Annotated in this window: 10 protein-coding genes; 2 read left to right on the top strand and 8 right to left on the bottom strand. The window is 66.2% G+C overall.

What is annotated here, in order from left to right; translation table 11 throughout:
* Positions 1-15: 15 nt before the first annotated feature.
* Positions 16-2,766 (bottom strand): nitrate/nitrite transporter, encoded by a 2,751-nt coding sequence (locus tag AZC_RS07330; protein ID WP_012169952.1) that lies wholly within the window; start codon positions 2,764-2,766, stop codon positions 16-18.
* Between the two features lie 240 nt (positions 2,767-3,006).
* On the opposite strand from AZC_RS07330, the gene AZC_RS07325 reads away from it, so the two are divergent.
* Complete coding sequence (locus tag AZC_RS07325) at positions 3,007-3,759, top strand: cyclic nucleotide-binding domain-containing protein (protein WP_012169951.1); 753 nt, start codon at positions 3,007-3,009, stop codon at positions 3,757-3,759.
* A gap of 29 nt (positions 3,760-3,788) precedes the next feature.
* Here AZC_RS07325 and AZC_RS07320 read toward each other — a convergent pair whose 3' ends face one another.
* The gene (locus AZC_RS07320; RefSeq protein WP_012169950.1) at positions 3,789-4,268 is read right to left on the bottom strand and encodes a VOC family protein; all 480 of its coding nucleotides are present in this window, start codon (positions 4,266-4,268) and stop codon (positions 3,789-3,791) included.
* Between the two features lie 377 nt (positions 4,269-4,645).
* Here AZC_RS07320 and AZC_RS07315 point away from each other — a divergent pair, with 377 nt between their 5' ends.
* The gene (locus AZC_RS07315) at positions 4,646-7,060 is read left to right on the top strand and encodes a PAS domain-containing protein (protein WP_043879037.1); all 2,415 of its coding nucleotides are present in this window, start codon (positions 4,646-4,648) and stop codon (positions 7,058-7,060) included.
* Between the two features lie 29 nt (positions 7,061-7,089).
* Here the strand turns inward: AZC_RS07315 and AZC_RS07310 are convergent, their stop codons facing one another.
* From AZC_RS07310 to AZC_RS07285, 6 genes are all read right to left on the bottom strand, one after another.
* Positions 7,090-7,377, bottom strand: coding sequence for a YciI family protein (locus tag AZC_RS07310; RefSeq protein ID WP_043880123.1), 288 nt, complete (start codon positions 7,375-7,377; stop codon positions 7,090-7,092).
* A 111-nt stretch (positions 7,378-7,488) separates the two neighbouring features.
* The gene (locus AZC_RS07305; protein ID WP_012169947.1) at positions 7,489-8,463 is read right to left on the bottom strand and encodes a sugar ABC transporter substrate-binding protein; all 975 of its coding nucleotides are present in this window, start codon (positions 8,461-8,463) and stop codon (positions 7,489-7,491) included.
* A 40-nt stretch (positions 8,464-8,503) separates the two neighbouring features.
* Positions 8,504-9,478: an ABC transporter permease gene (locus AZC_RS07300; protein ID WP_012169946.1), complete on the bottom strand. Its 975-nt coding sequence runs from the start codon at positions 9,476-9,478 to the stop codon at positions 8,504-8,506.
* The gene (locus tag AZC_RS07295) at positions 9,475-10,431 is read right to left on the bottom strand and encodes an ABC transporter permease (RefSeq protein WP_043879036.1); all 957 of its coding nucleotides are present in this window, start codon (positions 10,429-10,431) and stop codon (positions 9,475-9,477) included. Before AZC_RS07295 ends, AZC_RS07300 begins: the two co-directional genes overlap by 4 nt.
* A complete protein-coding gene (locus AZC_RS07290; RefSeq protein ID WP_081433933.1) occupies positions 10,424-11,962 on the bottom strand; it encodes a sugar ABC transporter ATP-binding protein in 1,539 nt (512 codons plus the stop codon). The genes AZC_RS07295 and AZC_RS07290 overlap by 8 nt, the downstream gene beginning before the upstream one ends.
* Positions 11,963-11,970: 8 nt before the next feature.
* A complete protein-coding gene (locus AZC_RS07285) occupies positions 11,971-13,350 on the bottom strand; it encodes an FAD-linked oxidase C-terminal domain-containing protein (RefSeq protein ID WP_043880121.1) in 1,380 nt (459 codons plus the stop codon).
* Positions 13,351-13,370: the final 20 nt, after the last annotated feature.

The raw sequence follows: 13,370 nt of genomic DNA, 5'->3' as shown, positions 1-13,370 counted from the left end.
GGATGTCGCCCTTGATTATTCGGCCGCGGCCGGGCGGATGGAGGCGCGCTTGGCGCGCTCGACGTCGTGGAGCAGGCCGCCCTTGCGGGTGTAGACGGCCCAGGTGAGGACGAGGCAGCTCACGTAGAAGATGAGGAAGCCCCAGAGCGCGGCCTCCGGGCCGCCGGTGAGCGCGATGGAGGTGCCGTAGCCCTTGGGGATGAAGAAGGCCCCGAAGGCGGCGATGGCGGCGGTGAAGCCGGTGATGGCGGCGCTTTCCTTCTCCGCCTGCTTGCGGCGGGCCTCCGCGTCAGCCTTCGGCATCAGGCGGGCCATCTCCTTGGTCATGATTGCGGGGATCATCTGGAAGGTGGAGGCGTTGCCGACGCCGGTGGCGAAGAACAGCAGCAGGAAGGAGGCGAAGAAGCCCCAGAAGGCGCCGGACTGGTCGCGGATGCCGATGAACCACAGCACGCCCGACACGCCGATCATCATCAGCACGAAGGCCCCCATGGTGACGCGGGCGCCGCCATACTTGTCCGCAAGCCAGCCGGTGCCGGAGCGCGAGAGTGCGCCGACCAGCGGGCCGAGGAAGGCGAACTGAAGCGCATTCACATCCGGGAACAGGGCCTTCGCCAGCAGCGGGAAGCCCGCCGAATAGCCGATGAAGGATCCGAAGGTGCCGGTGTAGAGCCAGCACATGATCCAGTTGTGCGCGCGGCGGAAGATCACCGCCTGCTCGGCGAAGGAGGCCTTGGCATCGGCAATGTCATTCATGCCGAACCAGGAGGCGAAGGCGGAGAGCACGATGAAGGGCACGAAGACGAAGCCCGCATTCTGGAGCCACAGCGGCGCCGCCTGCCCCTTCACCATGGCCGGATCGCCGCCCAGCCAGCCGAACACGCCGGCGGTGATGACGAGCGGCACCACGAACTGCACCACGCTCACCCCGAGATTGCCGAGGCCCGCATTGAGCGCCAGCGCATTGCCCTTCTCCGCCTTCGGGAAGAAGAAGGAGATGTTGGCCATGGAGGAGGAGAAGTTGCCGCCGCCGAAGCCGCAGAGCAGCGCGAGGATGAGCAGCACCACATAGGGCGTATCCGGGTTCTGCACCGCATAGCCGATGCCGAGCGCGGGGATGATCAGCGACCAGGTGGTGAGCGTCGTCCAGAGCCGCCCGCCGAAGATGGGCACCATGAAGGAGTAGAAGATGCGCAGCGTGGCGCCCGAGATGCCGGGCAGCGCGGCGAGCCAGAACAATTGGTCCGTGCTGTAGGTGAAGCCGACCAGCGGGAGCTTCGCCACCACCACCGACCACACCTGCCAGATGGCAAAGGAGAGCAGCAGCGCGGGGATGGAGAGCCAGAGGTTGCGGCGGGCAATGGCGCGGCCGGTCTTGGCCCAGAACTCCGGATCCTCCGGCCGCCAGTCGGTGAGCACGGCACCGGACGCCTTGGGCGGAACCGCCGTCACCTTCGGCTCTGGCAGGCCCTGCATCTCGGGCAGTTGCGGCAGGCGGGCGAGGGTCTCGCCCCCCGCCTCGCGCTCCATCTGGCGGACGGCGAGGTGCATCCACACCAGCGCACCGGAGACCAGCAGGAACAGGGCCATGAAGCAGCTGGTCCAGAGGCCGGTGAGGTCGAGGAGCACGCCGAACAGGATGGGCAGCACGAAGCCGCCGAGACCGCCGATCATGCCGACAAGGCCGCCGACGGAGCCCACATGGTCCGGATAATAGACGGGGATGTGCTTGTAGACCGCAGCCTTGCCCAGAGCCATGAAGAAGCCGAGCACGAACACGCTCACCGTGAAGCCCACCAGCCCCATTTCCATATGGAAGGCGATCGGGCCGTTAGTGCCGTGGACCACATAATCGGTGGGCGGATAGGACAGGACGAAGGTGGCGGCGATGCCGACGAGGAACGTCCAGTAGAGGACGCGCCGCGCGCCATAGACGTCCGACAGATGCCCGCCATAGGCGCGGAACAGGCTCGCCGGCACCGAGAAGAAGGCGGCGATCATGCCGGCCGTCTTGATGTCGAGGCCGTAGACGTTGATGAGATATTGCGGCAGCCAGAGCGCGAGGGCCACGAAGGCGCCGAAGACGAAGAAATAATAGATGGCGAAGCGCCAGACCTGCACGTTCTTCAGCGGCTCCAGCTCAAGCCAGGCGCTCTTGGGGCGCAGGCCGGTGCGGCGGCGTTCCGCCTGAACGGGGTCGTCGTTGGTGGTGAACCAGAAGATGGCCGCCATCACCACAAGGGCGGCGGCCCAGACCTGCGCCACCATCTGCCAGCCGAAGGCGACCAGCACGAAGGGCGCGAGGAACTTGGTGACGGCCGAGCCCACGTTGCCGGCCCCGAAGATGCCCAGCGCGGTGCCCTGCTTGCCCGCCGGATACCAGCGCGACACATAGGCGACGCCCACCGCGAACGAGCCGCCAGCAATGCCGACGCCGAGCGCCGCCGCCAGCATCTGCGGATAGGTGGTGGCGTGGGAGAGGAGGAAGGTCGCGGCGGCCGCCGCCAGCATGGTGGCGGTAAAGACCAGGCGGCCGCCATAACGATCGGTCCAGATGCCGAGCACCACCCGGATGAGCGAGCCGGTGAGGATGGGCGTTCCCACCAGCAGGCCGAACTGGGTTTCGCTGAGACCCAGCTCCTTGCGGATGGAGATGCCGATGATGGAAAAGATGGTCCAGACCGCAAAGCACACGGTGAAGGACACCGTGCTCATGGCGAGCGCCCTGCGCTGCTCGCCCCGGTCGACATCGTGGATCGCTGGCATTTTTGCTCTCGCGCCGTCCGCGCATCCGTTCTGCGCAGGGGCAAAATTCCGCCGACGACCAAAGCTCTCCTTGATTTGAATCAGAACTCTTCAATAGAAGATGGAAATGGCTTCAGTATTTAAATATGGTAACGACGCATTTGATCTTATATCAACGTCGACTTGACTTTGATGTTTCCACCAATTGATAATTGTCAAACGATCGGCAAAGGCGCGACGAAAGAGGATGGACGCTGAACCATGCGAGTCGAGGATGCCGCGGCGGTGCGGGGGCTGGCTCTGTTTCGCAGCCTTGAGGACGCCGCCTTCGCCGATCTGCTTGAGACCGCCTATCTCCAGCGTTTCCCGCCGGGCATCGTCCTCATCAGCGAGAATGAACGGGCCGACTTCCTGCATGTGGTCATGGAAGGCACCGTCGAGATGTTCGCCACCAGCGCCGGCCGGGAAACCACCATCGAGCTGATCCGGCCGGTCGGCCTCTTCATTCTCGCCGCCGTGCTCAACGACCAGGTGTATCTGCAATCGGCGCGTACGCTCACCAAGGCACAGGTGCTGCTCATCCCGGCGGAAAAGGTGCGCATGGCCATGGAACGGCAGCCCGCTTTCATGCGCGCCATCGTGATGGAGCTCGCCAGCGATTACCGCCGCACCATCCGCGACCTCAAGGGCCTGAAACTGCGCTCGTCCGCCGAGCGCCTCGCCAACTGGCTGCTGCGTGCCGATACCGAACAGGGCGGCAGCGGGCGCATCGAACTGCCCTGCGAGAAGCGCACGCTCGCGGCCCGGCTCGGCATGACACCGGAGAACCTCTCGCGGGCCTTCGCCGCGCTGAGCGCTTATGGCGTGGAGACCAAGGGCGGAACAGTGCTGCTTACCACTCCTCCCGCCCTCGCCCGCTTCGCCTCTCCCGATCCGCTGATCGACCAGCCCGACCCCGGCCTTGCACCAGAGGCGTCAGCCGTTCCGCCCGGAAGCGGCCCACCGCGCGGCTGATCGGTACCGCCTCAACCCCGGCGGACGGTTCAGCCCTTGCAGGCGGCCACGATGGCGGCGATGTCGATCTTCTTCATCTGCATCATGGCAGTGAAGGCGCGTTTGGCCTCCTCGCCGCCCGCCGCGACGGCCTGGGTGAGCACGCGAGGCGTGATCTGCCAGGAAATGCCCCAGCGGTCCTTGCACCAGCCGCAGGCGCCTTCCTGTCCGCCATTGCCGACGATGGCATCCCAGTAGCGGTCGGTTTCCGCCTGATCATCGGTGGCGATCTGGAAGGAGAAGGCCTCGTTGTGCCGGAAGACCGGGCCGCCATTGAGGCCGAGGCAGGGAAGACCGGCCACCGTGAACTCGACGGTTATCACATCACCCGCCTTGCCCGCCGGATAGTCCGTTGGTGCGCGGTAAACGGCCTTCACCGCGCTGTCGGGAAAGGTCTGCGCGTAGAAACGGGCCGCCGCCTCGGCGTCGCGCTCATACCACAGGCAGATCATGTTCTTGGGGCTTGTCATGGCGTCTCCTCCCACGGAACCGAAGGCGCGCCGGCCGTCACGGCTCGATGTCATCCGCGCCTTTCGTCAGGGTGAGGGAATGTAGCGAATCCGCAAGACGTTCCTGCGATGTCGCCCCGCGCTGGCGTCCGACGAGGCGCGCCGCCCAAGGAGACGGCCCCGCGCATCTGTGTTCTGCGGTCCACATCCTGCGCCTCCGAAAGGCATCGACCGGACGCTTCGGCACTTCTAAGATCGCGCGATAACAGAACCTCTTGACCGGCTCTGCGTTGTTCATCCTTGAGCCTGGCAGCAATGCCGAACAGTCGTTCATCTTGGGGGGCCGCGTGGGAAGATCGACGCCAGATCTGGACGATATTTTCCCCGGTGACAGCGCCATGGCCAAGCTCATGCGCCAGCATGACTGGTCCGCGACGCCGCTCGGCTGCCCGAGCACGTGGCCGGACGGGCTGACCATCCCTCTGCGCATGCTGCTCACCTCGCGCTTCGAGATGTGGCTCGGCTGGGGCGAGGATCTGCGTTTCTTCTACAACGATGCCTACATCCCGACGCTCGGCATCAAGCACCCCAGCATGCTGGGGCGGCCGTTCCGCGAGGTGTGGGCCGAGGTCTATGACGACGTGGCCGATCAGGTGGCCAAGGTCCGCGCCGGTGAGGCCACCTGGAACGACAGCCTGATGCTCATCCTGGAGCGCAGCGGCTATCCAGAGGAGACCTACCACAGCTTCTCCTACAGCCCGCTCTATGGAGCAGAACGGGCGGTAGAGGGCCTGCTATGCATCGTGACCGAGGTCACGCGGCCAGTCATCAGCGACCGCCGGCTCAGCACGTTGCGGCAGCTCGGTACGGCATTGGTAGGTGTGACCTCGCGGGACGAAGTGAGCCTTGCGGTCTGTGCCGTGCTCGGCGCCAACCGGCGGGACTTTCCCTTCGCCCTTCTGTTCCTCGGCGACGGGAGCACACGGCAGGCCGTCGCCTGCTCTGCGGATGCGGCCCATCTGCTGAACGGGCCATGGCCGGATGATCCGCCAGCGAACGGCATCAGCTTCGCCCTGCCGCCAGACGTGGATTATCCCGCCGGCGACTGGCCCGCGCGGCCGCGCGAGGCCCTGTCCGTGCCCATTCCCGGCGCCGCCGGCCGGCCCGCCGCCGGCTTTCTCATCCTCGGCCTCAATCCCTTTCGCCAGCGCGGCGAAAATGTCGCCGATCTCGCCAATCTCCTCGCCGGCCAGATCAGCGGCGCCCTCGCCAATGTGGCGACGCTGGCCACCGAGCGCCGCCGGGCCGATCGCATCTGGACCAACTCCCGCGATCTTCTGGTGACGGTGGACGCAGCGGGCGTCTTCCAGTCCGTCAGCCCGTCCTGGACCCGCATCCTCAAGCACCCCATCGAAGCCGTGGTCGGCCGGAGCTTTTCCGATTTCATCCACCCCGACGATCTGGAGCCGGCGCATCAGGCGCTCCGCAAGGCCATGTCGGGCTCCTATCTGACGGGCCTCGAGAACCGCTTCCAGACGGCGGACGGCGAGGTGCGCCACATCTCGTGGAACACTGCCATGGAGGATGGCCTCGTCTATGGCTATGGGCGTGACGTCACCGAGGAGAAGGCCAAGGCCGCCGCACTCGCCAATGCGGAGGAAGCGTTGCGCCATGCCCAGAAGATGGAGGCAGTAGGACAGCTCACCGGCGGCATCGCGCATGATTTCAACAATCTGCTGACTGGCATCATCGGCTCGCTGGATCTGGTGCGCCGGAGGATCAAGCCCGACTGGCCGTCGGATGTGGACCGCTTCCTGACCGTCGCCACGAGTTCGGCGGAGCGTGCGGCCTCGCTCACACAGCGCCTGCTCGCCTTCGCCCGCCGGCAGTCGCTCGATCCGCAGCCGGTACAGGCGCACCAGCTGGTGGTGGGCATGCTGGACCTCATCAAGAAGTCCATCGGCGAACTGATCGTGCTGCGCATCGAGACCGAGGAGGATCTCTGGAACGCCCGCTGCGATCCCAACCAGTTGGAGAGTTCGGTCCTCAATCTCGCGATCAACTCGCGGGATGCCATGCCGGACGGCGGAACGCTCACCATCCGGACGGAAAATGTCCGGGTCGAGCCCGCCGATCTCGGGCGCGTGGCGCTCCCGGCGCCGGGGGACTATGTGCTGCTCCAGGTCGAGGACACGGGGCACGGCATGCCGGCCCATGTCATCTCGAAGGCCTTCGAGCCCTTCTTCACCACCAAGCCGCTCGGCAAGGGCACGGGCCTCGGCCTCTCCATGATCTACGGCTTTGCCCAGCAGTCCGGCGGTACCGTCCTTATCGAGAGCGTGGAGCAGCAAGGCACGGTGGTCTCGCTGTATATCCCCCGCTCGCGGGAAGATGCCCGGCCCATCGTGCCCGCCGGGGGCGATGCCGATCGCGCGGAAGCGATCAAGCACGCGGCGACCATCCTGATCGTCGAGGACGAGCCTGCGGTCCGGCTGCTGGTCACGGAATCACTTGGCGCGCTCGGCTATGAGACGCTGGTGGCCTCTACCGGGCCCGATGGCCTCAGGATCCTCCAGTCCGACCAGCCCATCGACCTGCTGCTGACGGACGTGGGATTGCCCGGCCTCAACGGACGCCAGCTTGCGGACGCCGCCCGCGTCACCCGCCCCAATCTGAAAGTCCTGTTCGTGACCGGATATGTGCACGATTCCGGCCTGTACGAGGATGGTCTGGAACCGGGCATGGCGGTCGTCACCAAGCCGTTCGACATCGATAAGCTTGCCAAACGGGTCGCGGAGCTCATCGGGCAATGAGGCTCCGCATCCGCGTTTGAGCGACGGCCTCAGCCCTGACGGCGGATGAAGCCGGTGATGGTGACGCGAGCCCAGATGCCCGCCTTCTTGAACGGGTCGGCGGCGTGGAAGCGCTCTACCGCGGCCCGGTCTTCCGCCTCGATGAGGAAGAGGCTTCCGATCATCGTCTGGCCGTCATCGCTCACCAGCGGCCCGGACATCACGATCCGCACGCCGAAGGCCGACGTGTCGGAGAGAAAGGCCTTGTGGGCGTCGTAATGGGCAAGACGCTCGGAAAGCGCGCCATCGCGGTCAACGGCATGAATGGCAAACAGCATCAGCACAGGCTCCATGGGGCGAAAGCGCCTCCCGATGGCCGGAGCGGGTCCCGGTCCAGGCCATCGGGAAAGCGCCCTCTTCTCTCTTCAAAGCGTGACGGCTCTGCCGTCTCAGTTGGTCTTCACCGACAGGGCCGCAGCATCCGACCAGCTCGGGCAGGAACGGCTCTCCAGCGGCACGTCATAGGGCTTGTAGTTCGAGGCATTCACGACGGTGGGCTTCAGCACCACCTCATTGACGATGGTCTCCTTGCGCAGGGCGCGGATGGCGACCATGGTGCCGATGCAGCCCTGGAGGAAGCCGTTGTAATCACCGGACGCCAGCAGCTTGCCGGACTTGATGGCATCCACCGCCTCCTTGGTGCCGTTGATGCCGACCACCTTGGCCTTGCGGTTGGCCCCGTCCAGTGCCTCGATGGCGCCGATGGCCATGGCGTCGTTGGCCGCCAGCACGCCGTCGATCTGCGGGTGCGACTGCATGAGGTTTTCCATCACCTGCAACCCCTGCAGGCGCTGGTAATTGGCCGGCTGGCTGGCGAGCAGCTTCACGTCCTTGAATTCCTTGAGCGCATCATTGAAGCCGCGCACCCGGTCCACATTGGTGAGGGAACCCTTCACGCCTTCCAGGATCACCACGTTGCCCTTGCCGCCCATCTCCTTGAGCAGATAACGGCCGGTCTCGAGGCCGAGGCTGTAGTCGTCCGCGCCGACGAAGGCGAGGAACTTGCCGCCGGCGCTGCGGTCCGTGACATTGACGACGGGAATCTTGGCATCGTTGATCTGCTCGACGCCGGGCACCATGGCCTTGTAGTCCACCGGCACGAAGACGATGGCGCTCGGCTTCTTCACGATCACATCCTCGATCTGGCTGAGCTGCTCGGGGATGGAGTCGGGCTTGGTGGGAATGTAGTGCACCACCTTGGCGCCCATGGCCTTGGCTGCGGCTTCGGCGCCCACGCGCACGGTCTGGAAATAGGGATTGGTCTGGTTCTTGGTGAAGACGGCGATGGTCTCATCCGCCGCAAAGGCGCTGGTGGCCAGCAAGGCGGCGGGCAGCACCACTCCGAACAGCTTGAGCTTCGACATTGGGTTTCCTCCGGTAATTATTCTGGATTGGTGACGCGGCTCAGGCCTTCTTGCGGCCGTACATGTCGAGCCAGACGGCGAAGACGAGGATCGCGCCGGTCACGAGCGGCTGCCAGCTGGCGTTGATGGCGAGCAGGTTCATGCCGTTGAGGACGAGCGTGAGGATGAGGGCGCCGATGAAGGTGCCGAACACGCTGCCGATGCCGCCGAACAGCGAGGCACCGCCGATGAGCACCGCCGCGATGGCCGGCAGCGTCATGGCCTCGCCGATGTCCCCCTCTGCCGAATTGAGACGGGCGAGGAAGACGATGGAGGCGACGCCCGCCATGGCGCCGGAAAAGCCATAGACGAGGATCAGCCGGCGGTGGATGGGAATGCCCGTCAGCCGCGCCGCCACCGGATTGGCGCCGATGGCATAGATCTGCTGCCCCCACACGGTCCTCTGGGCGAAGATCGTTCCGGCGACGAGGAAGACGACCATCAGATAGACCGGGATCGGAATGCCGAGGAAATGCCCCGAGCCGATCTGCCGGAAGCCGGGCGGGAAGCCATGAATGGTCTCGCCGGCCATGTAGTAATAGGTGATGCCGTGCAGCACCCACAGCATGCCGTAGGTGGCGATGAAGGAGGGGATGCGCAGCTTCGCCACCATGAGGCCGTTGCAGATGCCGATGGCGCAGCCGGTGGCGAGCCCCGTCAGCGTGCCCAGCACCGGCGAGCCCGTGGCCTTGATGACGGTGGCGGCGAGGCACGCCGAGAGGCCGATATTGGCGCCGATGGAGAGATCGAGCCCGCCCGTCAGGATCACCAGCGTGAGGCCGGAGGCGAGGAAGAACAGCAGGCTCGCCTGACGCAGCACGTTGAGGATGTTGTTGGTGGTGAAGAAGGCATCGGTGGCGATGCCCAGCGCCAGGCAGATCAGGCCGGCGGCGAGCAGCCGATAGACGATCTGCTGGACATCCTTGGACAGATGGAGGCGGGGCGAGCCCGCCGGAACGTCGCTGGCGAGGCTCATGACTTCTGGCTCCGCATGCCGTCGAGGAAGAGGGCGAAGATGACGAGGGCGCCGATGCAGGCCACCTGCACCGAAGACGGCACGGCCATGAGGTTCAGGCCGTTGCGCAGCACACCGACGGTGAGCACGCCGAGCAGGGTGCCGAAGATCCAGCCGTTGCCCTTCTCGAAAGAGGTCCCGCCCAGCGCCACGGCGGCGATGGCGTCGAACTCCATGCCGATGGCGGCGGTGGGATGGCCGGCATTCATGCGGGCCGTCATCAGCAGGGCCGCGACGCCGGCGGTGGCGCCGCCCAGCATGTAGACGGCGATGAGGAGAGGCCGCCAGCGCACGCCGGCGAGCGTCAGCGCATCCCGGTTGCCGCCCAGCGCGCAGACATAGGTGCCGAAGCGCGTGTGATAGAGCAGCACATGGAAGAGGGCATAGAAGCCCGCGCCGATGAGGATCGGCGTCGGAATGCCCGCCATCTCGCCGGAATAGACCTGCCGCACGAAGCGCGGGATGCCGACCACGCTCTGGCCATCGGACACGATGAGCGCCAGCCCCTGGGCAGCCCCGAGCGTGCCGAGGGTGGCGACGAAGGGCGGGATGCCAAGGACCGCCACCAGCCAGCCATTGGCAAGGCCGAAGACGAGGCCGACCGCGATGGCCCCGAGCAACCCGAGGACCAGCGACTGGGTCGCCACGACGATGAGCGCCAGCACCAGCGAGGCGAGCGTGAGCACTGCGCCCATGGAGAGGTCGAGCCCCTCGGTCATGATGATCAGCGTCATCGGCAGAGCGAGGAGCAGCAGGATCACCGACTGGACGAGGATGTTCGACAGATTGCCCGGCGACAGGAAGCCGGGGCTCGCGATGGCGAACAGGACCGCGAGGCCGACGAGGGCGACGGCAACCCCGGGCACCGCCGGCAACCGGCGCGCACGGGTGGGGGCGAGGGCAAGGTCACTCATCGTGCATCCCCATTCGGACGATGTTCTCTTCGGAAAGGTCGGCGCGGGCGAGTTCGCCGACGATGCGCTTGCCGCGCATCACATAGGCGCGGTCGCAGACATGGACGATCTCGGCCTGTTCGGACGAGATCATCAACACCGCCGCGCCCTCGGCCACCAATTGATCGATGAGGGCGAAGATTTCCGACTTCGCACCCACGTCGATGCCGCGGGTCGGCTCGTCGAAGATGAAGAGCCGCGTGCCGGCGGCCAGCCACTTGCCGATCACCACCTTCTGCTGGTTGCCGCCCGAGAGCACGGCCACGTTCTGGCGTGGCGAAGGCGTTGCGATGCGCAGGCGCTGGATCAGTTCCTGCGCCGAGCGGCGCGCCTTGGCGGGCGAGAAGACCATGTTCGGGAACAGCTTCGGCAAGCCCGCGATGGCGAGGTTGTCGCTGACCGAGCGGATGAGCGCCAGGCCTTCGGTCTTGCGGCTCTCGGGGATGAGGCCGACGCCGGCCCGCGCGGCCGCGTCCGGCCCGCCGGTCTGCGGCTTGCCGAACAGGCGGATCTCGCCGGCGGTCACCGCATCGGCGCCGAAGATGGCCCGCGCCACCTCGGTGCGGCCGGAGCCGACCAGACCGCACAGGCCCACGATCTCCCCGGCGCGGACCTTCAGGTTTATGTCCCGGATGCCGTTGACCGAACTGACATTCTTCACCTCCAGCACGGTCTCGCCGAGCTCGGTGGCGAAGCGGCGCGGATAGGACATGTCGACGTTGCGGCCGACCATCATCCGCACCAGTTCATCCGGAGAGGTCTCGCCCGGAAGCGCCCGGCCCACCATCTTGCCGTCGCGCAGAACGGTGATGCGGTCGCCGAGGGCAAACACCTCGGCCATGCGGTGGGAGATGTAGATGATGGCGACGCCCTTGGCCTGAAGCTGACGCATCACCTCGAACAGACGTTCCGTCTCGCGGTCCGACAAAGCGGCGGTCGGCTCGTCCATCACCAGGATGCGGGCATCCTGCGAGAGCGCCTTGCCGATCTCCACCATCTGCTGCTGGGCGACGCCGAGGCTGTGCACCTTGGTGCGTGGGTCCACGTCGAGGCCGATGAGGTCGAGCACCGCCTGCGCCTCGCGATAGAGACGGCGGCGATCCAGAAGACCTGGAATCTTCGAGGGAAATTCCCGGCCAAGGAAGATGTTCTGCGCGACGTCCAGATAGGGAACGAGCGAGAACTCCTGAAAGATGACCGAAATCCCGAAGCGCCGGGCATCGGCGGGCGAGCGGATATCGACCTGCTCTCCCTTGTGGAAATACTCGCCCGCATCCGCCTGATAGGCGCCGCAGAGCACCTTCATCAGCGAGGATTTGCCAGCGCCGTTCTCGCCGAGCAGCATGTGCACTTCGCCGGGCCAGACGGCGAAGGACACGTCATCCAGCGCTTTCACGCCGGGAAACACCTTCGAGATGCCGCGCAGTTCCAGAAGTGGCGTGCCGGGGGTCTCGGCGGACGGGGCGGCTTCGAGGCGGGGCATCTTTTCCATCACCGCTCTCATGGCGCAGATCCTTGGGTGGGAGGATGGGGCTTGAAGATCTTGCCGGGGTTCAGAATGCCGTGCGGATCGAGCGCACCCTTGAGCAGCCGCATGGCATCCACCGCCTCGCCCAATTCGAGGGCGAGGAAGTCCATCTTGCCCATGCCGATGCCGTGCTCGCCGGTGCAGGTGCCGTCCAGCGCGATGGCCCGGCGTACCAGCCGCTCGTTGAAGGCCTTGGCGCGGGCAAGCTCTTCCGGGTCCTGCGGGTCGATGAGCACCAGCAGGTGAAAATTTCCATCACCCACATGGCCCACCACCGGCGCGACGAGGCCGCATTCGACAAGATCGGCAGCGGTGTCGACGAGACAGTCCGCGAGCCGCGAGATGGGCACGCACACGTCGGTAATCATGGCCTTGGCGCCGGGACGCAGGGCGAGGCCCGCATAAAGCGTGTTGTCGCGGGCGTGCCAGAGCCGGGTGCGCTCCTCGGGCGTCACCGCCCACTGAAAGCCCTGGCCGCCGTTGTCCGCCGCGATGGCCTGCGCGGTCTCCGCCTGCTCGGTCACGTAAGCGCTGGAGCCGTGAAACTCGAAGAACAGGTGCGGCACCTCGGGCAGGCCGAGGCGCGAATGCAGGTTCATGCCCCGCATCATTACGGCGTCGAGCAATTCGATACGGGCGACCGGCACGCCCGACTGGATGACGCCGATGGCGGTGTCCACGGCCGCCTTCAGGTCGGGAAAGGCACAGACGGCGGAGGAGATCGCCTCCGGCTGCGGATGCAGCTTCAGCGTGATCTCGGTGATGACGCCGAGCGTCCCCTCGGCCCCCACGAAGAGGCGGGTGAGATCATAGCCGGCGGCGGACTTCTTGGCCCGCCGCGCGGTGCGGATGGCGCGTCCGTCGGCCAGCACCACTTCCAGGGCCAGCACATTGTCCTTCATGGTCCCGTAGCGCACCGCCATGGTGCCGGAGGCGCGGGTGGAGGTCATGCCGCCGATGGAGGCGTCCGCGCCCGGATCGATGGGGAAGAACAGCCCAGTGTCGCGCAGTTGGGCGTTGAGCTGCTTGCGGGTGATGCCGGGCTGCACCCGCACATCCATGTCTTCCGCGTGGATCTCCAGCATCTGGTTCATGCGCCCCATGTCGAGGCACACGCCGCCATGGAGGGCGGCGGCATTGCCTTCGAGCGAGGTGCCGGCGCCGAAAGGCACGAGTGGCAGATCGAGCTCGCGGCACAGGTTCACGATGGCCTGCACTTCCGCCGTGGTCTCCGGAAAGACCACCACGTCTGGCGGGCGGGCGGCGTGATAGGCCTCGCTGCGGCCGTGATCGGCCCGCACGCCGGGGGCGGCACTGGCACGATCGCCGACGATGGCCGCGAGCCGCGCCATGATGATGTCGAGCGAGGGGG

The organism is Azorhizobium caulinodans ORS 571, from assembly GCF_000010525.1.
Taxonomy (GTDB): domain Bacteria; phylum Pseudomonadota; class Alphaproteobacteria; order Rhizobiales; family Xanthobacteraceae; genus Azorhizobium; species Azorhizobium caulinodans.
This window is presented reverse-complemented; position numbering and strand designations above follow the sequence as displayed.

What these genes read in the sequence shown, in the direction of transcription:
- AZC_RS07285 (WP_043880121.1), bottom strand. Translation starts at nt 13,350, where the DNA reads ATGGCGCGGCTCGCGGCCATCGTCGGCGATCGTGCCAGTGCCGCCCCC.
- AZC_RS07310 (WP_043880123.1), bottom strand. Translation starts at nt 7,377, where the DNA reads ATGCTGTTTGCCATTCATGCCGTTGACCGCGATGGCGCGCTTTCCGAG.
- AZC_RS07315 (WP_043879037.1), top strand. Translation starts at nt 4,646, where the DNA reads ATGGCCAAGCTCATGCGCCAGCATGACTGGTCCGCGACGCCGCTCGGC.
- AZC_RS07320 (WP_012169950.1), bottom strand. Translation starts at nt 4,268, where the DNA reads ATGACAAGCCCCAAGAACATGATCTGCCTGTGGTATGAGCGCGACGCC.
- AZC_RS07305 (WP_012169947.1), bottom strand. Translation starts at nt 8,463, where the DNA reads ATGTCGAAGCTCAAGCTGTTCGGAGTGGTGCTGCCCGCCGCCTTGCTG.
- AZC_RS07325 (WP_012169951.1), top strand. Translation starts at nt 3,007, where the DNA reads ATGCGAGTCGAGGATGCCGCGGCGGTGCGGGGGCTGGCTCTGTTTCGC.
- AZC_RS07290 (WP_081433933.1), bottom strand. Translation starts at nt 11,962, where the DNA reads ATGGAAAAGATGCCCCGCCTCGAAGCCGCCCCGTCCGCCGAGACCCCC.
- AZC_RS07330 (WP_012169952.1), bottom strand. Translation starts at nt 2,766, where the DNA reads ATGCCAGCGATCCACGATGTCGACCGGGGCGAGCAGCGCAGGGCGCTC.
- AZC_RS07300 (WP_012169946.1), bottom strand. Translation starts at nt 9,478, where the DNA reads ATGAGCCTCGCCAGCGACGTTCCGGCGGGCTCGCCCCGCCTCCATCTG.
- AZC_RS07295 (WP_043879036.1), bottom strand. Translation starts at nt 10,431, where the DNA reads ATGAGTGACCTTGCCCTCGCCCCCACCCGTGCGCGCCGGTTGCCGGCG.